At 61.8% G+C, this 22,298-nt stretch carries 21 protein-coding genes; all 21 read right to left on the bottom strand.

Annotated features, from left to right (window positions below):
* Positions 1–2 precede the first annotated feature (2 nt).
* The 21 genes from FH08_RS0115895 to hypF all read right to left on the bottom strand — a co-directional run bounded on the left by FH08_RS0115895 (position 3) and on the right by hypF (position 22,287).
* Positions 3–1,187: a beta-ketoacyl-[acyl-carrier-protein] synthase family protein gene (locus FH08_RS0115895; RefSeq protein WP_031359264.1), complete on the bottom strand. Its 1,185-nt coding sequence runs from the start codon at positions 1,185–1,187 to the stop codon at positions 3–5.
* On the bottom strand, positions 1,184–3,592 hold the full coding sequence (locus FH08_RS0115890) for an MMPL family transporter (protein ID WP_031359263.1): 2,409 nt from the start codon (positions 3,590–3,592) through the stop codon (positions 1,184–1,186). Before FH08_RS0115890 ends, FH08_RS0115895 begins: the two co-directional genes overlap by 4 nt.
* Positions 3,592–4,239 carry a LolA family protein gene (locus FH08_RS0115885; RefSeq protein WP_031359262.1) on the bottom strand — a complete coding sequence of 216 codons (648 nt, stop codon included), beginning with the start codon at positions 4,237–4,239 and terminating at the stop codon, positions 3,592–3,594. The genes FH08_RS0115890 and FH08_RS0115885 overlap by 1 nt, the downstream gene beginning before the upstream one ends.
* A complete protein-coding gene (locus FH08_RS0115880) occupies positions 4,227–4,664 on the bottom strand; it encodes an acyl-CoA thioesterase (RefSeq protein ID WP_031359261.1) in 438 nt (145 codons plus the stop codon). The genes FH08_RS0115885 and FH08_RS0115880 overlap by 13 nt, the downstream gene beginning before the upstream one ends.
* Positions 4,657–6,285 (bottom strand): HAL/PAL/TAL family ammonia-lyase, encoded by a 1,629-nt coding sequence (locus FH08_RS0115875; protein ID WP_235210377.1) that lies wholly within the window; start codon positions 6,283–6,285, stop codon positions 4,657–4,659. Before FH08_RS0115875 ends, FH08_RS0115880 begins: the two co-directional genes overlap by 8 nt.
* Positions 6,242–7,963, bottom strand: coding sequence for a glycosyltransferase family 2 protein (locus tag FH08_RS0115870; protein ID WP_031359259.1), 1,722 nt, complete (start codon positions 7,961–7,963; stop codon positions 6,242–6,244). Before FH08_RS0115870 ends, FH08_RS0115875 begins: the two co-directional genes overlap by 44 nt.
* A complete protein-coding gene (locus FH08_RS0115865) occupies positions 7,960–9,648 on the bottom strand; it encodes an AMP-binding protein (RefSeq protein ID WP_031359258.1) in 1,689 nt (562 codons plus the stop codon). The genes FH08_RS0115870 and FH08_RS0115865 overlap by 4 nt, the downstream gene beginning before the upstream one ends.
* A complete protein-coding gene (locus FH08_RS0115860) occupies positions 9,645–10,253 on the bottom strand; it encodes a hypothetical protein (protein WP_051888313.1) in 609 nt (202 codons plus the stop codon). The genes FH08_RS0115865 and FH08_RS0115860 overlap by 4 nt, the downstream gene beginning before the upstream one ends.
* A 53-nt stretch (positions 10,254–10,306) precedes the next feature.
* Complete coding sequence (locus FH08_RS0115855) at positions 10,307–10,558, bottom strand: acyl carrier protein (RefSeq protein ID WP_031359256.1); 252 nt, start codon at positions 10,556–10,558, stop codon at positions 10,307–10,309.
* Complete coding sequence (locus tag FH08_RS0115850; RefSeq protein ID WP_031359255.1) at positions 10,555–10,860, bottom strand: phosphopantetheine-binding protein; 306 nt, start codon at positions 10,858–10,860, stop codon at positions 10,555–10,557. The genes FH08_RS0115855 and FH08_RS0115850 overlap by 4 nt, the downstream gene beginning before the upstream one ends.
* Positions 10,835–11,656, bottom strand: coding sequence for a lysophospholipid acyltransferase family protein (locus FH08_RS0115845; RefSeq protein WP_031359254.1), 822 nt, complete (start codon positions 11,654–11,656; stop codon positions 10,835–10,837). Before FH08_RS0115845 ends, FH08_RS0115850 begins: the two co-directional genes overlap by 26 nt.
* Positions 11,640–12,350: a beta-ketoacyl synthase chain length factor gene (locus tag FH08_RS0115840; RefSeq protein ID WP_031359253.1), complete on the bottom strand. Its 711-nt coding sequence runs from the start codon at positions 12,348–12,350 to the stop codon at positions 11,640–11,642. Before FH08_RS0115840 ends, FH08_RS0115845 begins: the two co-directional genes overlap by 17 nt.
* A gap of 690 nt (positions 12,351–13,040) precedes the next feature.
* Complete coding sequence (locus FH08_RS0115835) at positions 13,041–13,892, bottom strand: polysaccharide deacetylase family protein (RefSeq protein WP_035566340.1); 852 nt, start codon at positions 13,890–13,892, stop codon at positions 13,041–13,043.
* A gap of 170 nt (positions 13,893–14,062) precedes the next feature.
* Positions 14,063–15,121, bottom strand: coding sequence for a HoxN/HupN/NixA family nickel/cobalt transporter (locus FH08_RS0115830; protein ID WP_031359251.1), 1,059 nt, complete (start codon positions 15,119–15,121; stop codon positions 14,063–14,065).
* 34 nt (positions 15,122–15,155) lie between these two features.
* Positions 15,156–16,268, bottom strand: coding sequence for a hydrogenase nickel incorporation protein HypB (hypB, locus tag FH08_RS0115825; RefSeq protein WP_031359250.1), 1,113 nt, complete (start codon positions 16,266–16,268; stop codon positions 15,156–15,158).
* The gene (hypA, locus tag FH08_RS0115820) at positions 16,268–16,597 is read right to left on the bottom strand and encodes a hydrogenase maturation nickel metallochaperone HypA (protein ID WP_031359249.1); all 330 of its coding nucleotides are present in this window, start codon (positions 16,595–16,597) and stop codon (positions 16,268–16,270) included. The genes hypB and hypA overlap by 1 nt, the downstream gene beginning before the upstream one ends.
* Before the next feature lie 37 nt (positions 16,598–16,634).
* Positions 16,635–17,681, bottom strand: coding sequence for a hydrogenase expression/formation protein HypE (hypE, locus tag FH08_RS0115815; protein WP_031359248.1), 1,047 nt, complete (start codon positions 17,679–17,681; stop codon positions 16,635–16,637).
* The gene (gene hypD, locus FH08_RS0115810) at positions 17,678–18,859 is read right to left on the bottom strand and encodes a hydrogenase formation protein HypD (RefSeq protein ID WP_035566336.1); all 1,182 of its coding nucleotides are present in this window, start codon (positions 18,857–18,859) and stop codon (positions 17,678–17,680) included. The genes hypE and hypD overlap by 4 nt, the downstream gene beginning before the upstream one ends.
* Complete coding sequence (locus FH08_RS0115805; protein WP_035566333.1) at positions 18,856–19,563, bottom strand: D-sedoheptulose-7-phosphate isomerase; 708 nt, start codon at positions 19,561–19,563, stop codon at positions 18,856–18,858. Before FH08_RS0115805 ends, hypD begins: the two co-directional genes overlap by 4 nt.
* Positions 19,556–19,885, bottom strand: a complete 330-nt coding sequence (locus FH08_RS0115800) for a HypC/HybG/HupF family hydrogenase formation chaperone (RefSeq protein ID WP_051888304.1) — start codon at positions 19,883–19,885, stop codon at positions 19,556–19,558. Before FH08_RS0115800 ends, FH08_RS0115805 begins: the two co-directional genes overlap by 8 nt.
* A complete protein-coding gene (gene hypF, locus FH08_RS0115795) occupies positions 19,876–22,287 on the bottom strand; it encodes a carbamoyltransferase HypF (protein WP_200878754.1) in 2,412 nt (803 codons plus the stop codon). Before hypF ends, FH08_RS0115800 begins: the two co-directional genes overlap by 10 nt.
* Positions 22,288–22,298: the final 11 nt, after the last annotated feature.

Raw genomic sequence — 22,298 nt, 5'->3', positions numbered from 1 at the left:
CGTCATCGGCCGAGGATCAGGCTGACATTGCTGCCGCCGAACGCGAACGAATTGCTCATTACGTACTGCGCGCCTGCCGTGCGCGGCAGGTAGCGCACGCTTTCGACCAGATCGAGCGGCGGCAACGCCGGATCGGCCTCACCGTCCCACAGATGACGCGGCAAAGCGACGTCATCGCGTGCGAGCGTCAGCCACGCGAACCCCAGCTCAGTCGCGCCCGCTGCGCCAAGTTGATGCCCGGTCAACGGCTTGGTGCCGCTGGCCGCGACGCCGTCCCTGAACACGCGCGTCATCAGGTGGGCTTCCATATCATCGTTCTTGCGCGTTGCCGTTGCATGGAGATTCACATAAGCAATATCCGCCGGAGCAATACCGACGTCTGCCAGTGCGGCGCGCAATGCGATCTCACCGCCCGCGCCGTGTGGATCGGGCGCGGAAATGTGATGCGCATCGCTCGATTCACCCACGCCCGCAAGCAGCACCGGGCCTTCGTCACGGCTCATGAGGAACACGGCCGCGCCCTCGCCCACGTTGATCCCGCAGCGGTTGCGGCTCATCGGATTCGAGCGGACCGCACTGGTCGATTCGAGCGACGCGAAGCCTTGCACGGTCAGTTCGCATAATGAGTCCACGCCGCCGACCACGACCGCATCGCACAGGTGCAACTGGAGTAATCGACGCGCGGAGACGAACGCCTTGGCGCTCGATGTGCACGCGGTCGAGATCGTATATGCAGGGCCATGAAGGTCGAGCGCTGCGGCGGCGAACGGGGCTACGGTACCAATTTCGACTTGCCGGTAGTCGAAGCTCATCGGCAACTTGCCCGCTTGCGCCTGATACACGAACGCAGCCTCGGCGGCTTCAATGCCCGAAGTGCTCGTGCCAAGCACCACGCCAATCCGATGCGCACCGTAACGTTCGCGCGCGGCTTCCACTGCCGGCGAGATTTGCGCGAGCGCCGCAAGCAGCAGCCGGTTGTTGCGGCAGTCGTAACGCGCAAGCAACTCCGGTGGTGCGAGATCGAGCGGCGCGGTCGCGCTGCCGGCAAACGCATCGCCGATGCCTGTATGAATCGTTCCCATGCCGGGCGACATGCCGGCCGCGAGCGCCGGCACGATCGCGTCGATGCTATCGCCGAGCGCATTGATCATCCCCAGCGCATGCAGATAAACCCGTGGCCCGTTCATGCGGCCCTCCTTCGTTCCGATCGCATGCCGATCGGTGCAAGCAGCACCGATACCGCGATACCCAGTGCGAGCGTCGCTCCAAAACTCCTGAGCGCAGGCATGGCGCTCATGGCAAGCAGGCCGAAGGAAAGCAAGGTCGTTGCCGCCGACAACAACACGCCCGTCCACACCGCGCCAAGATCGGCGTTCGCGCGCGCGGCGCCTTCGCGCAGGAACACCGCATAGTTTGCGCCCACGCCGAGTACGAGCATCAACGCCAGCCAGTTAAACAGATTCAGCGGCACGCCTGCATAGCCAAACACGGCGAGCGTCACGCCCACCGCCAGCAACACCGGCAGCGTGACCACAATGCCGCCGAGCAGCCGGTAACGCGCCATCATCAGCAAGAGTATGCACAGCAGCGCGCCCGCCAGCCAGATGCCGCTATCGACACGATAAGCACCGAACAGCGTGGACACGCTCGCCGCTTTATCGACGAAGGTAACGCCCGGTAATGCATGTGCGGTGGAGATCAACACAGGCTGGTTCGCCGGCGTAACGCCCTGCGGAATCACGACGGCGGCATATCCGCCCGATGTTGATGCCGGGTCGACTCTGCCGAGCCATAGATGACGGAACGGCTGCGACCACGGCGCTGCCAGCCACCTATCGACGCTCAGTATCGCGTGATCCGACTTCGCGTAGGCCGCGAGCCACGCATCAGCGACTTCATCGCGGAAACCGGCTTGAACGAGCGTGGTGCGTAACGCGGACGGATCGTTGAATACATGTTGACTAAGCACCGCACGGTCCTCGCGCTGCCGCTGCGCCGAAGGAACGAATGACGTTATCGATTGCCAACTGCTCAGCTTGGCCGCGCCTGTCAAACCGTCGAGTTTCGCGCTCAATGCCTCGGCTCGCTCCAGCACTATCTCCGGCGTTTGGCCGCGCACGACGAAGAACTGCGTGCTGTTATCGAAGCCGACTGCGTCGCGGACCTTCTGCTCCTGCGCCATGAGCACAGGGTCCCGTTGGATCAGCAGATGGATGTCATCGTCGCTAGTGAGCCGCAGCCAGCCCGGCACGGCAACAATCAGCAGAAGAGCCGCCACTCCCCACGCCCGTCGGCCGCCGATCACTGCACGCCACACACCAAGCAGACGTGCCGCCGCGGCGAATACACGCTGCGGGCTTCGCTTGGGCGCACGGACCAGCAACGCCGGCAACAGCCAGAGCACCGACGCAAACGCTGTACAGATGCCCACGATCGCAAAACAAGCGATCTGCTTGAGCGCAGGAAACGGTACCCACGTTAGGATGGCATAGCCGAGCAAGCTTGTCGTCAATGCGACCATCAACGCCGGCCGTACAGCACGCACGCCGCGCTGTGCATCCCAGTCACGCCCCGCACCAAGATAGACAACGAAGTACTGGATCGAATAGTCGACTGCCTCGCCTATCAGGCTCGCGCCGAACACGAGCGTCAGCAGATGCAGCTTGCCGAATATCAGCATGGTGGCGGCAAGCGCGCAGACAATGCCGAGCGCCGTCGAGACGAAGCCGAGCAGGATCAGCCGAGGCGAACGGAACACCCACAACATCAGCAATGCAATCCCGCAAAGCGACGCGATGCCGATCAGATGCACCTCACGCTCGGAGGCAGCGCGCGCCGCTTCGGCGTAGAAAACAGCGCCGGTGCGGGCCAGGGTGACATCGGGGAAACTTTGCTTGAGAGCGCCTTCGCCGTGAGCCACAGCTTCATGGACCGCGTGCTGGACCTTCGATTCGTACGCCGAACCCGGCAACGTTGCCATCACAAGAACACTGGTTGTGTTGCCTTGATGCGCCACCAGTAGACCGTCTTCTAGTTCCAAGTTCGAGGTCGCCAGCGGCAAGCCTGCAAGCCAGTGTTCGAGCCAGCCGAACGGATCGTCGGCGAGTTGAGTCGCGAGGCCGCTGTGCAGCGGGCTGTAGAGGCGTCGCGCGAGTGTGTCGTGTAAAGAGACCGTGCCGTCTGCTAGCGCGGTGCGATCGGCCGGTGCAAGCAAGCCGAATCGATAAGGCATGTACAGCCCGGAAATCGTCGATAAATCGAAGGGCGGCAGCTCCGCTGTTATCGAGCCGAACGCTTTGCTTGCCGACAACGTCGCCCCGAGCTGTTTCGCCGCCGCTTTGGCATGCGCGGGATCATTGCTGGTTACAAGAAAAACCGTGCGGTCACCCAACGCGGTTGCCAAGGTATCGACGGCTTTTTCAGCAACCGGATCCACTTCCGTTGCGGGTAACAACGCAAGCAGGTTCGTCTGCAGTGGCGACGGTCCGGCAAATCGCCACACACAATAAAGCGTAGCGGCAAGCGCAAGCAGCAACCAGCCGAGGCGCATGCCCCAGGCTGGTTTTGCGACTTGTGATTGCGGCACCTGCATTACGGCGCTCCGAACAGCGTGCGATCGGCCGGTGGCAACTCACTCACCGCAGCGCTATTCGCAAAGTCGATGCGCGTGACGTCGCCATTCGCGAGCGTAATGCGCAGCGCCTGCAAATAGTCGCCGCCGCTCATCTCCAGGCCCTTGATGGACTGCGCGAGTTGCGGTTGATTCGGCGTCAGTTGCATACGCCATTGCGCGGGTGTGCCGTCCGCGTGCACGTCGAATTGTGCGTAGAGCGCCGAGAGATCGCCACCCAGCATTGCGCGCATCATCCGCGAAACCTGCGCCACGCCGCGCACGCCGTCGCTGCTCTTCGAGTTCGTCCGCTGGCCATTGGCCTTCACTTCGCTGCCGCCGGTATCGGTAATGACGTAGGTCGCTTTGTACGGGGTATCGATCTGCCAAATCACACCGCGTTCGCGGAAAAACACCAGCGACCCCGTGCTGACAAGCGGCTGTTTCATCGCGGCCAGCGTTTGGGTTTGCGTGAATTGCGCGCGAACGCCCTTCGCTTGGGCGAGATGCCCCGCGATCTGCGAGACGAGGCCCGTATCGCTCGCCGATGCAGGCTGCGCTGCGAACACCGGCATGGACAACGCAATCAACAAAGCCGCAGCGGCTCCACGCCATCTCAACGTGCCCATGCGCGCTCCAGTTTCTCGAACACCACGGGCGGCGACACGAACTGAAGTTCCTGCGTCGCGGCATCGATAGCAACCTGGATCGTATAGCCCTTGGTCAGCCGCTCGCCTGATGCGGCATCGACAATCTCGTAGCCAATTTTCAGGCGGTTTTCATATTCCAGTAATTGCGCCCGTACCTCAATCTGCTGCCCGTAGGTCGCCGGGCGAACGTACTTGAGATGCACTTCGACGATGGGCCAGAGATACCCCGACGCCTGCATCTCGCGATAGTCGTAGTCGAACACGCGCAGCAGTGCAGCCCGGCCGATCTCGAAGTACTTCAAGTAGTGGCCATGCCAGCAGACATTCATGGCGTCGACGTCGTGGAACGGGACTTCGACTGCCGCGCTCGCCGTCAGGATCTTGTGGACCGCAGCTTCACTCATGCTGATCCTCTTCGTGATAACCCCCGACCAGTTCACACGCCGCGATCCTTGCAGTCAATGCACGCAGGTCGCTTTCAAGCGCGCGGTCTTCATCGACGAACGGCGATCCGGCTGTCACGCTCTCCATGAATTTGCGCAACGGCGGGGGGATGGGTGTCGTGTTGTTGATGCGCAGACGCAAGCGCGCAGCCTGCACCGTAGCGAGCGTATGTGCCGCAGCGACTTGCTCGGTCAGCTCCAGAATACGCAGGCAATCACGCGCAGCAATCGTGCCCATGCTCACCTTGTCCTGGTTATGCGCTTCGGTCGAGCGCGAGAACACGCTCGCGGGCATGGTCAGCTTGAGCGCTTCCGCGGTCCATGCCGACGACGATATCTGCACCGCCTTGAAACCGTGATTGATCGATGCCCGCTCAGGCGCTGCGCCCGACAAGCTGCGCGGCAGGCCGTTGTTGAATTTATCGTCGACGAGCAGCGCCATTTGCCGGTCCATCAAATCGGCAAGGTTCGCCACCGCCACTTTCAGCGCGTCCATTGCGAAGGCAATATGGCCGCCGTAGAAGTTGCCGCCGTGTAACACGCGTTCACCATCGGGATCGATCAGCGGATTGTCGTTCGCGCTGTTCAGTTCGTTCTCGACATCGCGACGCACCCATGTCAACGCATCGCGCGCAACGCCGATCACGTGAGGCGCACAGCGAATGGAGTAGCGATCCTGCAGGCGATGCCCCGGCGTGTCCTCACGGCCAGCGAGATCCTCGCGAATCCATGCCGCGGCTTCGGCCTGCCCTGCGTGGGGTTTGACTTCGAACAGCATGGGGTCGAAGTGCGCGGCGCGGCCATCGAGCGCGACGGTGGATAACGCGGTCAGGCGTGCTGCGAGCCGCGTCAGGTGAGCGGCTCGGACGAACGCAAGGCACGCGAGTCCCGTCATGACCGCCGTGCCGTTCATCAGCGCGAGCCCTTCTTTCGGCGCGAGCGTGAGCGGTGTGTGGCCAAGTCTGGCCCAGACGCTGCGGGCATCGCATAGCTCGTCGCGAAAGCGCACGTCGCGCTCGCCCACCAGCGCTGCCGCCACGTAGGACAACGGCGTCAGGTCACCGCTCGCCCCCACCGACCCCTCCGATGGAATCCGCGGCAGCACGCGATGATTGATCAGGTCGGCGAGCCGTTCGAGCAATATGTGCCGCACGCCCGAAAACCCGTATGCGAGCGAATTGAGCCGTGCGGCGATGACGGCAAGCGTCTGCGCGTCGTCGAGATGCTGGCCCATGCCACAGCCGTGATAACGCAGCAATTGCAGGGGCAGGATTTCGACGAGTTCCATGGGTACATCGACCACGCACGAGTCGCCGTAACCGGTGTTGACGCCATAGACGGTCGCCCCCTGGGCCAGATGCCGGCGCAGGAATTCGGCGCCGCGTTCAATACGTGAGCGCCACGCCGGGTCCGCACTCAAAGCAACGGGCGTTCGCCCATGAGCAATCGATACCACCTCTTCAATCGTCAGCCGCCTGCCGCCGATGACGATTGCCTCTTCGGTTGTACAAAGTAACTCGGCTATCTCGCCGCTCGGATCATGTTCGGCCACTCGCGCCTCCAGTGCCATTACGATTGCCATTGGGACGCGCCCAGAAATCGAAGAAATTGAACCATTGATAAGGCGCCTTGCGGCAATAGTGTTCGAGACGCGACGCGTAGCGCTGCGCCCACGCCGCGAGATGCTGGGCGCGTTCCCGGCGCGGCAACTCGATGCGCTCCGCGAACGGCTCGAAATAAAGCCTGTATCCCTGCTCTTCCTTCAGGCAGAAAAACAGGTACACGGGGCAACCGAGCGCGTGCGCCAGCACGTAAGGCCCTTGCGCGAAAGGCGCCGTCGACCCAAGAAACTGCGCCTCGGTTGTGCGGCCGGAATCATGCGCGGGCACACGGTCGCCAACAATCACCAGTAGCTCTCCTGCGTCCACCCGATCCTGCATCATCATCGCCGTCTCGGGGCCGAAGTCGCTGACCTCGACGAGCCGTTGCGCGAACTCGCTATTCGCCGATGCCAGCACGCTGTTGAAACGGCGCGCGTGCTCCGTATAGACAACAGCGGTGACTTTCGCATGCCCGCCGCGCGTGGCAAGCGCGCGGGTCATCTCGAGATTGCCGAGATGCGCGCCGATCACGAGTGCGCCACGGCCGCTGGCGCTCAATGCTTCGAACGCGGCCGGGTCGTCGAACTTCACGTCGTCCATATTGACGCGACCCGACCATGCAGCGAGTTTATCGAAACCGGATCGCGCGAAGGCGAGCATGTGTTTATATGCTGACCACCATCCTGGCCGGGGCGTTTGATCCTGCGGTGCGGCTTGTTGCAGATGCGTGAAGTAAGTGCTCGACGCAGCGCGTGCGCGGCTCCCGGTCAGCAGGAAATAAGCAACGATGGGATGCAGCCACAACGCAGTGAAGCGCGTGCCGAAGAGACGGCAACTCAGCGCGAGCAAGGACATGCCGAGATGACTGCCGCGTTCCGCGATATGCCACCAGTGCTTCTCGTCTTCATCCGGCGCGCGCGGCATCAGCTTGTGTGCAAGCAGCACGGGCAGCCGCGCCAGCATGCCCACAGCGAGCCGCGTGTGGGTACGGCTGATGCGCACGTTGTCCCACAGCATGTCGAAGTGCGAAACGCCATCGCTTGCGTAGGTAACGCGCGTCGGAATCGAACGGAACGCCGTCCGGCGCCAGTAGAGCCGCACGAGTATCTCGATGTCGAAATCCATGCGCGTCGGCAACTTCACGTCATCGATCAGTGCGCACACCGAGTCAAGCGGATACAGGCGAAAACCGCACATCGAATCGCGGATCGTGAACGAGAGCGTCTCGATCCACACCCACACATGGGTGAGGTATCGGCCGTAGAGACGCGACTTCGGCACGGATTCATCGTAGACGGGGCGACCGAGGATCACAGCGCGCGGCGCAGCGCGTGCAGCATTGATGAAGCGCGGGACATCGGCGCTGTCATGCTGTCCGTCCGCATCGATCTGCAAGCCATGCGTGAAACCTGCCTTCTGCGCCGCTCGCAGGCCCGCCATCACCGCCGCGCCCTTGCCAGCGTTCACCGGCAGGCGAATCAGCGTGAGCGTGTCCGCGTAGCGTTGCTGAAGCGTGGCGAGAACATCCTGGGTCGCCTGGTCGCTGCCGTCATCAACGATAAAAATCGGCAGTCCATGCCCGCTGAGATTCGCGACGGTCGCGCTGATCGCCTCCTTGTGGTTGTAGATCGGGATGATGACGCACGGCGCGAAGTTCATGCGATACCCCGATAAACAATGACGCCCGACGTGCAATCCCGGCCGCGCAGCCGATACGCAAATTGCACACGATGGCGCGACACGTCATGCGTCAACGTGAGATCGAGCAGTGCGCCCGGGGGCACCGGGGCCTTGAACTTCAACTGCTCGATCGATGCCAGCGTGCGCACGCCCGGCACTTGTTCGGCCGCTAGTCGTATCGCCCAGTCGATCTGTACAACGCCCGGCAGGATCGGCAAGCCGGGGAAGTGGCCGGCGAAATGGACCAGTGTCGATGGCACGCGAAGTTCGTAGTGCAACGCGGTCTCGCTGCGCGCTTCAGAGAGGACTTCCACGCCGTCAGCGCGTGCATCGAACGCAGCGGCAACTGCGGCTGCCGGCAACTTCCCTCGGGCATCGAACGGAAGTGCGAAACGGAAACGCCAGAAGCGCGGCAGCACCACGATATCGAAATATGCCGCAAGGTGGCGGCGCAGGGTCTTCGCGAGCGTGACGCGCCCTCGCTCCTGCAGCGCTTCGCTACCGGCTTCGGTCAACGCAACCACCGCGCCGACACGCTCGCGCGACATCCCCTCAAGAGACACCACCGCCGCCTGCGCCACGTACGGATGCTGCCCAAGGCGAGCTTCAAGTTCGGGCAGCGACACCCGCTTGCCATCGAGCTTGATCACGCGATCGAGGCGGCCTTGCAAACGAAAACGACCATCTGGATCGAACACGATGGTGTCGTCGGTACGATGCCAGTCATTGTGGCCCAGATGCGGTGAACGCAGGTTGAGCGCACCGTCGTCACCACGATTGATCTCGATACCGTTCAGCGCTTGCCACGCATCCGTCTGATCCTGCCGACGCCATGCAATGCCGCCGGTCTCCGTGCTGCCGTAGATCTCGACCGGCGCCGCGCCGAAGGCGGCGGCATATTTGTTCGCCGCATCTGCCGCAAGCGGACCGCCCGATGAAAAAAACACGCGAGGTGCTGGGCTCAGGCTTGCGAAGCCATCGAGTTCAGGCCAGCGCGATAGTTGCGCCGGCGTCGATACCACGACCGAGCCGCCCGGCCCGCTTTGCGCAATGCGCTGCTGCAAATGCTGCGGTTCAATGCTGAGCGCACGGTCGAACGCGCGCCCAGCCGCAATCGGCCAGAACACGCGAAACAGCAGCCCGTAGATATGATGATGCGGGACGCTTCCGAGCACGGTTGCGTCGCCGACAAGGGCGCCCCACTGCGTCTCGAGCGTATGAACTTCGGCGTTGAATTGCGCGAGTGTCTTGCGAATCGGCTTCGGTGTGCCGCTGCTGCCGGAGGTGTACAGCGTGAGCGGCGCGTGCGGGTCGATCAACAATGAAGATCCGACGTACTCCGGCTGTGTAATCAGCGCAGGCATATCGGTATCGGTTAATACAGCATCGTAGGCATTCGAGAGATCGGCCAGATAACCGGGCGCTGCATGCGCTGGAATGACCGGTTCCTTACCGCAGGCAAATAACGCAAACAGCGCGCAGGCGAAGTTGAACGGATCGTCTATACACAATGCATAGCGTCGCGCCGGCTGCTCGCTCAAACGCGCAGCGATAACCCGCACTCGCGCCACGAACGTGGCGAAATCGAGCACGTCGGCACCGTCGCGGCAAACGGGCGTGGCGGCATCACGGCGGCCCAGCAACAGATCGTGCAACGCGATCATGCCGCCTCCGAGCGCGCAGCTCGCGGCAGCACGGCCACGTAGCGCCATACGATCTCACCAACCAGCAGCACCCCTATCAATCCATACGCGATCGCACCGTTATAGAGCGACCACGCAGCACGCGTCCAGCACAACGCGGTGTAGGCGGAAAACGCACCGTTCAGCGTGAAAAACACGCACCACATTTGCGTGACCCGGCGCGTGTACCGCACCGCGTGCGCGCCAAGCGCCGGATTGCCCATGCGCGCGAATTTTTCAATCATCGATGGACCGCGCACAAGCGTCGCGCCGAACGCGACCAGCAGTCCGAGGTTCACAAACGAGGGATACAAATGCAACAGCAATTCACTGCCGGACAATACGATCGCAGCCGATGCGCAGCTCAGAAGGCCGGCGACGCACCAGTCGGTCGCGGTAAGCTGGCGCAGCGACGTCGCGAACGTACCGGTACCGGCCCAGCGCTGCAGCCATAGCAGAGCGAACAATGCGGCGCCGATGTATCGCGGCTCATCCCAGCGCCATGCACACAAGATCATCAACGGGTAAGCGACCTTCAGGGCGACTTGCAGAACCACTCGCAGGAACCCTTGCGGCCTCGCCTGCATGCCATCGGGCGCAGCGGCGCCCTGCACGCCGGAACGTGGATGCTCCGCTTGCATCACCCCTGTTCCGCCAGCAGCGATTCCACTGCACCGATCACATCGCCGACGGTACGCACCGACTTGAACTCTTCGGGCTTGATTCGCCGTCCGGTCATTTCCTGCAGCTTGATAGCGAGATCGACGGCGTCGATGCTATCCAGGTCGAGGTCCTCGTACAGATGCGCTTGTGGCGTCACGCGATCGGGCTCGATCGCGAAGTTCTCTTTGAAGATGGCGCGGATGCGCTCAAGGATCTCTGTCTCGGTCACGATTTACTCCCCTTTTCCCCGATGTCGTTCGCAGCGCTCAGTCCGTCTTGCTGGCTGGCGACCAGCGCTGCGAGCGTGCTGATCGAACGGAAGTGCTCTCGCGTGCGCTCGTCGTTCGCCGCGATCGTCAATTGATAGTGTTTGCGCAGCACGATGCCGATCTCGAGTGCGTCGATCGAATCGAGGCCGATGCCATCGGTTTCGAACAGCGGCGCATCGTCATCGATGTCGGCAGGCGTCAGGTCTTCCAGATCGAGTGCATCGATCAGAAGCTGCTTAATTTCCAGTTTCAAAGAATCCATAGTCGAACAGCCGCTGGTTAATGTGCGCCTCAATAGCGCTGGTCAAAGTGCGCGCGGCCAGGGCCGGAGAAGGAGTTTCATGCGAGGCATCCGGGGAGCCATCATGCCCCATGAGCTGGTCGGCCGCGACGGGTTCAAGCACGCTCACGCGGATGCGGAACGCCCGCGACGGAACGTCATACCAGCGCATCTGCTTGGTGAAGGCCGGCGGGTCGCAATCGATCAGCACGGGCAGGATCGGCGTGGCTGCCTTGAGGGCGATGTGCGCAAAACCGCGTGAGAACGCGTGCAACTGGTTCGGCGCCGGACTACGCGTGCCTTCCGGAAAAATGATCATGGTATAGCCCGCGGCGATCTGGCGGGCGCTGGCTTCAACAAGTTCGATCGGGTCGACGTTGCTCACGTATTCAGCCGCCCGCACGATGCCCCAGAAACAGGGATTACCCCAGTGCGCGTTCTTGACGACGCAACACGCCGAAGGCGTGAGCGCGAGCAGCACTACCACGTCGAGGTAGGTTGGATGGTTGGCCACGACAACCACGGGGCCGGTGTCGCGCAACGCGGCGGCGCCCGCGACGTCCAGTTCCATCACGCCGACCCACTGCAAAAAGGCCACCAGCGCCCGGAAGAACCAGTGAATGATGGTCGTGACCATACGCTGACGCGACGCGCGATGCGGCCACAGCCACGCGAGCGGAAACACCAGCACCGAGAACAGCAGTCCGCAGACGCCGAACACGACGAAGCTCATGCCTGTGGCGACCAGCCGCCAGCCGTGATTAAGCCGCGCCTTCATGCCAGCTCCAATGCCAGGTATTACCGGCGTTTTGCCATGTGGCGGGCGAGCGCGTGTCGAGACAGCGCTGGACCGCTTCGCTCTGCGTAAGGAAAGAGTCAGGCACGGCCGGACTTCGCAATACCGACTCCGGTGCACCCGAAAGGGTCCCCGATATTGTGCATGTGAGCTGCCCAGCCGCACGGGTGTCGAGCAGGATCGCGAGCGCACCGCCTTGCACCTCGTCTTCAATCGTGCCGTAGGCGGCATCGGCTGGCTCATCAGCATAGACCACCAGCACGGGTGACGACGGGTCCGCCTCGAATTGCGCGTGCGCTTCAAGCAAGGCAAACCCAAGCGTTTGCGCCCCGGCGGAAATTGCGCTGGCGGGCGAACGATCGCCGCGGGCGATGCCGAATATGCCGGTCATTGCGTTGAGCACCGACAGGCTGAAAGCAGTGGGAGAAACCGGCTCGCCCGTGCTGATGGCGCGCAGTATCTCGGTCGTGCGCCGCAGTTCACCATGCCGCGATGCGAACACCACGCGCACGCGGTCGAGTTCGGCCACGCAGTCGTGGGCGACCTTCAGGGCGCTTCGGGACAGGCTGCTCAGGCGACGGCGGACGATCGGCTCGATGAAGCTGATATCGGCGGTCGCCGCGGCAGCGGTGGCGGACCATCGGGAAACGGGCATGGTCCAGCGCAGATCGTGCATACGATTTTTACGATTTGAAAGGCACCAGCACCTCACCAGGATTCGCCTGTGCGGGCAGCGCATGAATGAGCACACTCCCGCCGGACGATCTTCAACCGGCTGTCAAGAGATGACAGTTGGATAGTCCAATGCCTGTACCGACTTAACGGCAGTTTGTGCCGATTGTTTAATGCCATTTGGAGTATGTGAGGGTACGTGCAGCGGGTAAATGAATTATCTGGACCTGGATCGGCTCCGCATTAAGGGGCGAATCATACTGAAAGTTTCCCGCTAAATCAGCCAGAAAACGGTTCGCGCGTGGATAAGTCTCACATATACGACGGAACGTCATGGATGTTCAAATAACCCCAACCGGGATTCGCTCGACAATAACGGAAATCTAACCATCGTTCCCCCGTCGTCCTAATCGAAAAAGTTACGGAATGTATGTTCTGCCGGGGGTGCTGGCTAAGTCTTTCCGTCTTCCTCGCCTCCGTTCACGCGCGCGATGGTCGTGAGAGCCATCGAAAACAACGCTTGCCCTGAGTTCTACAGAGAGTGCCGGAGCGTTACTTCACGCAAAGTATCCGCACGGAATATAAGTCAGGTAATCGTGACTTAATCGACGCTTCGCGCGGGTTCGTACAATGCGTAACGTCTCTTACTTGATCGCGCGACAGGACGTACTTTTGGCTCTGGCTGGCAGCAAGGTCAGAAGGCTTCTCGTAAGGTTACGAAGTGCAGCCCTTGTTTTTTGGCGGCATCGAAAACCCGTGGTAATACTGAGAGCAAAACAGGTTGACCGTCGTCGGTAATAGCGGCGCCGCCATCGTGGAGCAGCAGAATGTCTCGCGGTGCCAGATCGCGCAGCAGCCGCCGTGCGACGATTTCAGGATCGCGCTCGCGGGTATCGAAGCCGCGTCGCGTCCAGGCGGCCAGCCTTAGATCGAGCTTCTGCAGGACGGGCTCCAGCAGGACATTGCGCAAGCCCGCCGGTGCACGAAAGAAAGCTGGCCGCTCCCCCGTCAGTTCCGTCAGCGTGCGTTGCGCCGCATCGATTTCCCGGCTTAGCGCCCCCATCCCCGTCACTGAAAAAGTGTGCACATGCTTCTGCGAGTGGTTCTCCACGCCATGCCCTCGCGCGACGATCTCACGGGTCAACGCGGGATACCGGCGTGCGCGTTCGCCGATCAGGAAGAACGTGGCGCGAACCCGGTGTGCGTCGAGCAGGTCGAGAACCTGGGGCGTGACAAGCGGATCAGGACCGTCGTCAAGCGTAAGCGCTATGGCGTTTGCATTGCGCGGGATAGCGGGCAAGCGAGTCCAGTTGGCGCCGAGCAGCGTTGAGCGCGGCCATAAGCCCGCTGCCGTGACGCTCGCGTGGTTGATCGCCGTGCCGGCCAGCCACCATGGCCACATCTCCGGCGCAATGGCGAAGCCCGCCAGTGCCACCACATGCCAGGCGGCCGTGACCTTCAGTGCGAGGGGATAGCCTGTCACAGGCCAGCGACGCTCGGACGCCGCATCCGGATCGAGTTGCAGTCGCGGATGAAGTTTGAGCATGCGTGTTCCTTCTTTGATTCCGATAACGTTGTATCTGTTTATACGCCGGTAAAAAATTCCCAAGGCGGGCCGGGTTGAACAAAGCCAAGCTTACCTATTTCCGGTGTAAGGAATTCGGAGGCATGAGCACTTCTTTGTGCGCACATGAATTTTAGCGTCTAGCCGTAGCATCACAGCGTTTTCACGGTGATATCGTCGTAACGCCTGAGCTTATAGATTGCTATGGAGACGATCCAGCTCACAATGAATATGCCTATGACGATGTAGCCCAACAGCCCGAAGTGCTCGTTGAGGCTGCCGATAGAATCCCAGAACGAGCCCTTGAGCCCGAAGTTGTCCTGGAGCAAACCCAGCACCTCGATCCCGCCGATCAACACAGCGACCACCACCGAAACGAACGTGATCGTGATGTTGTAGTAGAGCTTGCGCATGGGCCGGACAAAGGCCCATCGATACGCGCCGAGCATCAGGATGCCGTCGGTGGTATCGACCAGCGACATGCCTGCCGTGAACAGGATCGGCAACACGAGCACTGACCAGAATGACAGACCGTGCGACGCCTGGGCCGCCGATATGCCGAACAACGCAACCTCGGTGGCGGTATCGAATCCGAGCCCGAACAGGAACCCCACCGGATAAAGATGCCAGCTACGCGACACCAGTCTCAACAATGGCCGGAGCATTCGCGAGAGGAATCCACGATTGTTCAGCAGGAGGTCGAGATCGGTTTCGACCAGCGGTTCCCCTCGGCGCACGGCACGAAACGTCCTGATCACGGACGCCAGCACGACCAGGTTCGCGATGGCCAAGACGAACAGGAACAGCGCCGAAACACTGGTGCCGATAAGACCGCCGAACCCTCTCAGGTCATCGAAATGCGTTGTCAGCGCGGTTGCCGCGAACGCGACGCCAACGGTGAGCGCGACGACCACTGTTGAGTGGCCGAGCGAGAAGAACAAGCCGGCGCCAAGCGGACTGCGGCCGACCTGGAGCAGCTTGCGGGTGACGTTATCGATAGCGGCAATGTGGTCCGCATCCACCGCGTGGCGCAGCCCGAACGTGTACGCTAAAAGCGCTGTGCCCAGGAGCGCCGGCTGCCCGCGAAAAGCAGTCAGCGCCCATGTCCACGCGACCACATTGAATACGAGGAGGAGCACGTAGATACCGGTGATTTTATGGCGCAGACCTGTTGGACGGTCGTTAAAAAGCTGCGACATTTGTTTTAGCATCATGAGCCTCGCGTTCTTGCTTGTACCGTAACCTTCAACACGATCCAACCGCTGCGTTGCTCGTTCCTTGGCGCACTGTCTCCGCAACTTCCACCAACGCCGCTGCTTCCAGCCACGCGTACCACGCCTTCATCCCCGCCCCCGTTTCCGCCGATACCTGCAGCACTTCAATTGCAGGATTAACCTGCCGCGCATATGCAATGCAGCGTTCGACATCGAAGCGCAAGTGCGGCAGCAGATCAATCTTGTTCAGCAGCATCAGGCGGCTTGCACGGAACATGTGCGGATACTTGAGCGGCTTGTCCTCGCCCTCGGTCACCGACAGGATCACCACCTTCGCCTGCTCGCCGAGATCGAACAACGCGGGACATACAAGATTGCCGACGTTCTCGATCATCAGCCACGACCGGGGTGGCGGATCGAGTTGCGCCAGGGCACGCGACACCATGCCGGCATCGAGATGGCAACCCGTGCCCGTGTTGATCTGGACCACGCGGCAACCGGTCGCGCGAATTCGCTCGGCGTCATTGAGTGTCGCCTGGTCGCCTTCGATCACCTCGATCGACTGGGTACTGTGTAACGCCTGGAGATCGCGGATAGTACGTTCAAGCAGTGTAGTCTTGCCCGCGCCCGGTGAACTGACAAGGTTCAGTGCAGTGATATGGCGGCTCGCCAGCCAGCCACGGTTGTGTTCGGCAAGCAACTGGTTCTTTGCCAGGACATCCTGTTCGAGCGCGATCGTGGTCCCGTGGGTTGTTGCCGCAAGCGCCACTTCGGAGAGAGGTATGGGCGAGTGTTCGGTGCCCGGGTGCTTAGGGTGATCGAGGGCCGCAGGCGCTCGTGCGTGACGGCGTTCATAAACGTGCTCGCCGCTATCGTGCTCATGGATGTGTTCATGACTGTGCACGTGACCGTCGTGTTCGTGTTCGTGAGCATCAGCATGAGCTTCATGAGCGTGCCGATGCGCGCGTGCATGCAGATGAGCGGCCACGCTCGAGCCGGCCGGCCCGGTCGCAAGTTGCCGCCACGAACCAGGTTTGCGCGCCGCACCGCTTTCCCCTTCCGCCGGGGTCTCAATCCGCTCGCCGGTCTCAGGGTCGGTGATCACCGTGCCGGCACCTTTCGAGCAACCGCATGTGGTACACATCAAATCACCTCCATCTGTTTTATCTTCAACTCGCTGCCAGCCAGCAGTTCGAGATTGACGCTTCCACACGCGCAGTGTTCGAGCAGGTCGGTCATGTCCACGCTGCCGCCGCAGTCCAGGCACCGTGCGAGGCCCGGTGTCTCGACAATCTCCAGCGCCGCGCCTTCGACCACGGTGTCTTTCGCACAGACATCGAAGCAAAAGCGGATGGCGTCCGGCATCACCGCCGACAACCGGCCGATCTCCAGCGTCACGCGCAACACCCGTGCGCCCATCGCGCGTTCGGCGCACAGCTCGACGACACTATTCGCGATGCTCAGTTCATGCATGACACTGTACCCCTCTGCCCCTTGTGTCTGACGCTCGCTAACAGATGCGTGGCAGTTGCTCGCCCGTCAGCATGTCCACGATTCGCTGCCCACCGAACACCGTATGCAGCACCACGATGCCCGCGGGTTCGTCAACTACCTCGCCGATTACAGCCGCCCGCGTGCCGGCCGGGTGCGCATGCATCGCCGCGAGCACGCTTGACGCAGCGTGTGCCGGAACGATCGCAACCAGCTTGCCTTCGTTGGCCAGATACAGCGGATCAAGGCCGAGGATCTCGCAAGCGCCCTTCACTTCCTCGCGGATCGGCAGCGCGTTTTCCCGGATGCGGATCGCCACACCCGACGACACCGCGAACTCGTTCAGCACCGTGGCCACCCCGCCGCGGGTTGCGTCGCGCATGCAGTGGATGTCCTTGCATGCACCCAGCATTGCATCGACTAGAGACCCGAGCGGCGCGCAGTCGCTTGCTATATCGGACTGCAATGCAAGCTGTTTGCGTGCGACCAGGATCGCCGCACCGTGGTCACCCAGAAAACCGTTCACTATCACCGCATCGCCTGGCTGCGCCCGTCTCGCCGATATGTTCACGCCGGGCGGCACGACGCCCACTCCCGCAGTGTTGATGAAGAGCTTATCCGCACAACCGCGCTCGACCACCTTGGTGTCGCCCGTAACAATAGACACACCCGCTTCGATCGCGACACGCTGCATGCTTGCCGCCACGCGACGCAGAACATCGACCGCAAGGCCCTCTTCAATCACCATCCCGCACGATAGAAACAGCGGTTTCGCACCCGACATGGCGAGGTCGTTGACCGTGCCCGATACCGCCAGCGTGCCGATGTCGCCGCCCGGGAAAAACAAGGGATCGACGACGTAGCTATCGGTAGTGAACGCGAGCCGGTCACCTAGCCGCGCGAGGTCCGCGAGCGGAAACACCGCCTGGTCTTCGAGCGCGGCTAAAGCGGGGTTATCGAAGGCAGGCACAAATACGTCTTCGATCAGATCGCGCATCGCCCGGCCTCCGCCGCCGTGCGCGAGATTGATCGTGACATCGCGTAGCCTGCCGATCCGGTCGTTCATGCCTGTACTCCCTGCTTGAGCGTGTCCGACGCAGCGCCATGCCTATACAACGCCGATGTATCGATACGTGCATAACGATAATGCGCCGCGCACGCGCCTTCGCTCGATACCATCAACGATCCGAGCGGCGTTTCCGGCGTGCACGCGCTGCCGAATACCTTGCACTGCTGCGGCTTGATCACGCCCTTGAGCACTTCCCCGCACTGGCAGGATTTCGGATCGGCGATCTTCAGGTTCGCGACGGGGAACTTACGCTCGGCGTCGTAAGCGGCGAAGCGTTCACGTATCCGCACGCCGGAGTGATCGATCGATCCCAGGCCGCGCCACTCGAAAAATTCACGCAACTCGAACACTTGCTCGATCGCCGACAGCGCCTGCGCATTGCCATCTTCCGGCACGATCCTGCCGTACTGGTTCTCCACTTCGCAGCGGCCTTCAGCGATCTGCCGAAGCACCATCCAAACCGATTGCAGCACGTCGAGCGGTTCGAATCCGGCGACGGTAATCGGCCGCCGATAATGCTCCGAAATGAATCGATAGGGCCGCGTGCCGATCACCATGCTCACATGTCCCGGTCCAAGAAAGCCATCGAGATGCAGATCAGGGGAATCGAGAATGGCCTTGATCGTCGGGATGATGGTGATGTGATTGCAAAACAGCGAGAAGTTATTGATGCGTTGGGCGTGAGCTTCCAGCACGGTCATCGCGGTGCTCGGCATCGTAGTTTCAAAACCCAGCCCGAAGAAGATCACCTCGCGATGCGGATTTGCGCGCGCAACGGCAAGCGCGTCGAGCGGCGAATAAACCATCCGTACATCGGCTCCATCGGCCTTCGCTTTCAGCAGGCTCTTGCGTGAACCGGGTACGCGCATCGCGTCGCCGAAGGTCGTGAAGATCACTTCGGACCGCTCAGCGAGCGCTACGCAGTCGTCCACACGGCCCATCGGCAACACGCAGACGGGGCAACCCGGGCCGTGGACGAATTCGACTTCGGGCGGCAGCATCTGGTGAATTCCGTACCGGAAGATGGAATGCGTATGACCGCCGCAGACCTCCATGATCTGCAACGGCCGTTTTAGCCCGCCACGGTCGCGCGCGATCCGCTCGACCAGCCGATTGATCGCGAGCGTAAGCGTACGGGCCTTCTCCGGATCGCGGAATTCGTCGACGTATTTCATAACGCGCGCTCCGCTGCGGCTGTGTCAGGGACATTCAGACTGCCGCGTTCATCGGCGAGCAGCGTGTGGACCAGGTCCCACAGGATGTGGTAAATCGCGACGTGAGTTTCCTGGATACGATGAATGCTGTCGCTCGGCACCACGAGGCAATGATCGAGTGCACCCGGCGCTGCCATCTTGCCGCCGTCGTGCCCGGCGAGGCCAATGGTCACCACGCCCATCTCACGCGCTTTCGCAAATGCGGCGAGCAGGTTGTCGGAGTTACCGCTGGTCGATACCCCGATCAGGCCGTCGCCGCGACGCGCCTGCGCCACCAGTTGCCGCACATAGATATGCGCGAAGCCCACGTCGTTGCCAACGGCCGTCATCATGGCGGTATCGGCGACGAGGTTGACCGCGGTGAGCGCCGGACGCCCAGCCGTGACCGGATGCAGGAATTCCACCGCGATGTGCGCGGCGTCGCAACTCGAGCCGCCGTTGCCCATCGAAAAGAGCCTGCCGTCACGGCGATAAACATCCGCGATCGCATGCGCAACAGCGACCACGGCAGTCGCGTTATCCGCGAAGAATGCGCGCTTCGCGTCGATGCTTGCCTGCGCCTTCTGCGCGACCGATTCAAGCAGCGCGGCATCGAGTTTCGCCGCGTCCTGATGCTCGCCGTGAAGAAACGGATACAGGCCATGTAGCGCCCTATGTTCAGTCATGGCGCACTCCGTCGTGGTGATTGAACGGGTCAGGAGGTAGCGGTCCACCGCCGCCTTCCATCATCGCGGCCATCTCCGCCTGTGCTTCGCCAAGTTCACGCAACAGGGCAATCGTGCGCATGGCTTCAACCTCGTCGAGATGGCTCATCGCGAAGCCGACATGCACCAGCACCCAGTTGCCGATACATGCGGTCGGCGGCCAGTCGTCATCGACGATGAACGCGATGTTGATGATCCGCCGCACTCCACCTACATCGACTAATGCGAGGTTATTGTCCGTGTCGGTGATCTCGACGATCTGTCCCGGGATGCCTAAGCACATGACGTACTCCGTGGTTCAACAAACGCGGACGCCAGGGCACGCGCAGCAGTGATGGCAGCTTGCCCCAGCGCAATGCCGCCGTCGTTGGACGGTACCTGGCGATGGGTCAGTACGTTGAAACCGCCTGCCGCAAGGCGAGTGGTGAGTTGTTCGAACAGCACGCGGTTCTGCATCACCCCGCCGGAAAGTGCGACGGTGCAGACCTGCGTGGATGCACACAAACGAACGGTCATCCGAACAATCGCTATCGCAAGCCCCTTGTGAAAGCGCGTAGCCATCACTGGCACGGGAGTGGCACGCAGCAAGTCGTCGAGCAGCGCGATCCACATGGGCTTCGGGTTGATCAACAGCGACGTATCGGCTTCAATGATTTCAAACGGATACGCCAACGCGTCGTCTTCATCGTGGAGCGTTCGGGTATCGATCATCGCTTCGAGTTCGATCGCGGCCTGCCCTTCGTATTGGACGCGTTCGCGGCACACGCCTAGCGCTGCGGCGACTGCATCGAACAGACGCCCGGCCGAGCTGGCAACGGGGCTATTGATCCCTCTTTCGATCATCTGATCGAGGAGTGTCAGCGGACGGCTGGCGAGAAAATGATGGAGGTCGAGTTTCGCGTATTGCTTCGTGAAACGCGGCCATCCGAGGCTTGCGGATAGATGCGCGTACGTGTTGCGCCACGGCTCATAAACCGCGTATGCGCCTCCCGGCAGCGCGACCGGTGTGAAGCTAGCAAGCCGCTTGAAATTGACGTAGCCGCCGAGCAAAAATTCGCCGCCCCACAGCGCGTTGTCCAGCCCCATGCCAAGGCCGTCAAGCACAATGCCAAGTACCTCAGTGCCCAAGTCGACATCATTTTCCGCAAGGCACGCCGCGAGATGCGCGTGATGGTGCTGGATCTCGGCAAGCGGCAAATACCGCTGCCGTGCGATATCGATACCGCGCTTGCGCGACAAATACTCGGGATGCAGGTCGACCGCGACGAAGCCCGCGTCGTGTTCGAACAGATGTTGATAACGCGAGAGCGACACCGTGTAGTCGCGATACGTCTCGCCGTTCTCCAGTTCGCCGATGTGATGCGACAAAACCGCTTCGCCATCGCGCAGCAGGCAGAACGTGTTTTTCTGCTGAGCACCCATTGCGAGGACCGGCGGCGCAGCAGAAAAATCACGTGGCAAACGCAGTGGCGCAGGGGCATAACCGCGCGAGCGCCGTATCAAGCGTGGTACGCCGCCCATGATCCGCGCGACGGAATCGTCCACGCGCCGGGCGATGTCGCGGTCGTGCATCAGCCAGGCGTCGGCCATGCCGGCGAGGCGTTGGCGGGCCTCGCCGTTATCAATGCACTGCGGTTCGTCGACGAGATTGCCGCTGGTCAGCACAACCGGGCCGTCAAGCGATTGCATCAGCAGATGATGCAGCGGGGTTGAAGGCAGCATGAAACCCAACGTCGCGATACCCGGCGCGACACCGGGAAACGGATCAAGCATCCCGCGATCGATCATTGGCATGATGACGATCGGTCCAGCCGTGCTCGCAAGCAGGACCTCGTCTGCTCCGCTCACCACGCAATAGCGTTCGATCATGGCCACGTCACGCGCCAGCAGCGCGAACGGCTTGGACTCGCGATGTTTCAGCGCGCGTAATTTCGCAATGGCAGCATGATCCGACGCAGCGCATGCAAGCTGAAAACCGCCAAGCCCCTTGATGGCGACTATCTTGCCGCGCTCGATAAAACGGCGCGTGACATCCAGGACATCGCCTTCTGCAACTGAACCGTCGGCCAGCTCCAGCCACAGACGCGGCCCGCAAGCCGGACACGCAATCGGCTGCGCGTGGAAGCGCCGGTCGTTCGGATCGTCATATTCACTTGCACAGGCATCACATAACGGAAACGCCGCCATCGTGGTGTTCGGACGGTCATACGGAATCGCCTGAATAATCGACAAGCGTGGCCCGCAATGCGTACAGTTCGTGAACGCATAACCGTATCGACGGCTCGACGGGTCCAACGTTTCATCGATACACGCACGGCACGTGACCGCGTCCGGTACCACGCCCGTATGCGCACGGCCACTTGCACTCGCGACAATCCGGAAGCTGCCCGAGGGCGGTGTCTCGTGGAATGCATGGCGTTCGATGGAATCGATACGCCCAAGCGGCGGACAACTGCTGCGCAAGCGCTCGGCAAAATCATCGAGCGTATTTGCGTCCGCCCAAGCGTGGATCAGTACACCCTCGCTGTCGTTGCTTACATCGCCGCTTATTCCGCAAGCGTGCGCAAGACGCCATACTGCGGGCCTGAAACCCACGCCCTGCACCAGTCCGCGCACACGCATCACCTCACCGGCCCGGGACATCACGGGCGAGTCGTCGCGAACCGGAGGCGGACACAGGCTCATGGCCGTGCCCG

The organism is Caballeronia sordidicola, from assembly GCF_000729995.1.
Taxonomy (GTDB): domain Bacteria; phylum Pseudomonadota; class Gammaproteobacteria; order Burkholderiales; family Burkholderiaceae; genus Caballeronia; species Caballeronia sordidicola_A.
Note: the sequence above shows the minus strand (reverse complement) of the source record. Positions and strands in the feature narration are given on the sequence as shown.

Coding starts and splice junctions, on each gene's coding strand:
- FH08_RS0115895 (WP_031359264.1), bottom strand. CDS start 1,187: ATGAACGGGCCACGGGTTTATCTGCATGCGCTGGGGATGATCAATGCG.
- FH08_RS0115890 (WP_031359263.1), bottom strand. CDS start 3,592: ATGCAGGTGCCGCAATCACAAGTCGCAAAACCAGCCTGGGGCATGCGC.
- FH08_RS0115885 (WP_031359262.1), bottom strand. CDS start 4,239: ATGGGCACGTTGAGATGGCGTGGAGCCGCTGCGGCTTTGTTGATTGCG.
- FH08_RS0115880 (WP_031359261.1), bottom strand. CDS start 4,664: ATGAGTGAAGCTGCGGTCCACAAGATCCTGACGGCGAGCGCGGCAGTC.
- FH08_RS0115875 (WP_235210377.1), bottom strand. CDS start 6,285: ATGGCAATCGTAATGGCACTGGAGGCGCGAGTGGCCGAACATGATCCG.
- FH08_RS0115870 (WP_031359259.1), bottom strand. CDS start 7,963: ATGAACTTCGCGCCGTGCGTCATCATCCCGATCTACAACCACAAGGAG.
- FH08_RS0115865 (WP_031359258.1), bottom strand. CDS start 9,648: ATGATCGCGTTGCACGATCTGTTGCTGGGCCGCCGTGATGCCGCCACG.
- FH08_RS0115860 (WP_051888313.1), bottom strand. CDS start 10,253: ATGCAGGCGAGGCCGCAAGGGTTCCTGCGAGTGGTTCTGCAAGTCGCC.
- FH08_RS0115850 (WP_031359255.1), bottom strand. CDS start 10,860: ATGGATTCTTTGAAACTGGAAATTAAGCAGCTTCTGATCGATGCACTC.
- FH08_RS0115845 (WP_031359254.1), bottom strand. CDS start 11,656: ATGAAGGCGCGGCTTAATCACGGCTGGCGGCTGGTCGCCACAGGCATG.
- FH08_RS0115840 (WP_031359253.1), bottom strand. CDS start 12,350: ATGCACGATCTGCGCTGGACCATGCCCGTTTCCCGATGGTCCGCCACC.
- FH08_RS0115835 (WP_035566340.1), bottom strand. CDS start 13,892: ATGCTCAAACTTCATCCGCGACTGCAACTCGATCCGGATGCGGCGTCC.
- FH08_RS0115830 (WP_031359251.1), bottom strand. CDS start 15,121: ATGCTAAAACAAATGTCGCAGCTTTTTAACGACCGTCCAACAGGTCTG.
- hypB (WP_031359250.1), bottom strand. CDS start 16,268: ATGTGTACCACATGCGGTTGCTCGAAAGGTGCCGGCACGGTGATCACC.
- hypA (WP_031359249.1), bottom strand. CDS start 16,597: ATGCATGAACTGAGCATCGCGAATAGTGTCGTCGAGCTGTGCGCCGAA.
- hypE (WP_031359248.1), bottom strand. CDS start 17,681: ATGAACGACCGGATCGGCAGGCTACGCGATGTCACGATCAATCTCGCG.
- hypD (WP_035566336.1), bottom strand. CDS start 18,859: ATGAAATACGTCGACGAATTCCGCGATCCGGAGAAGGCCCGTACGCTT.
- FH08_RS0115805 (WP_035566333.1), bottom strand. CDS start 19,563: ATGACTGAACATAGGGCGCTACATGGCCTGTATCCGTTTCTTCACGGC.
- FH08_RS0115800 (WP_051888304.1), bottom strand. CDS start 19,885: ATGTGCTTAGGCATCCCGGGACAGATCGTCGAGATCACCGACACGGAC.
- hypF (WP_200878754.1), bottom strand. CDS start 22,287: ATGAGCCTGTGTCCGCCTCCGGTTCGCGACGACTCGCCCGTGATGTCC.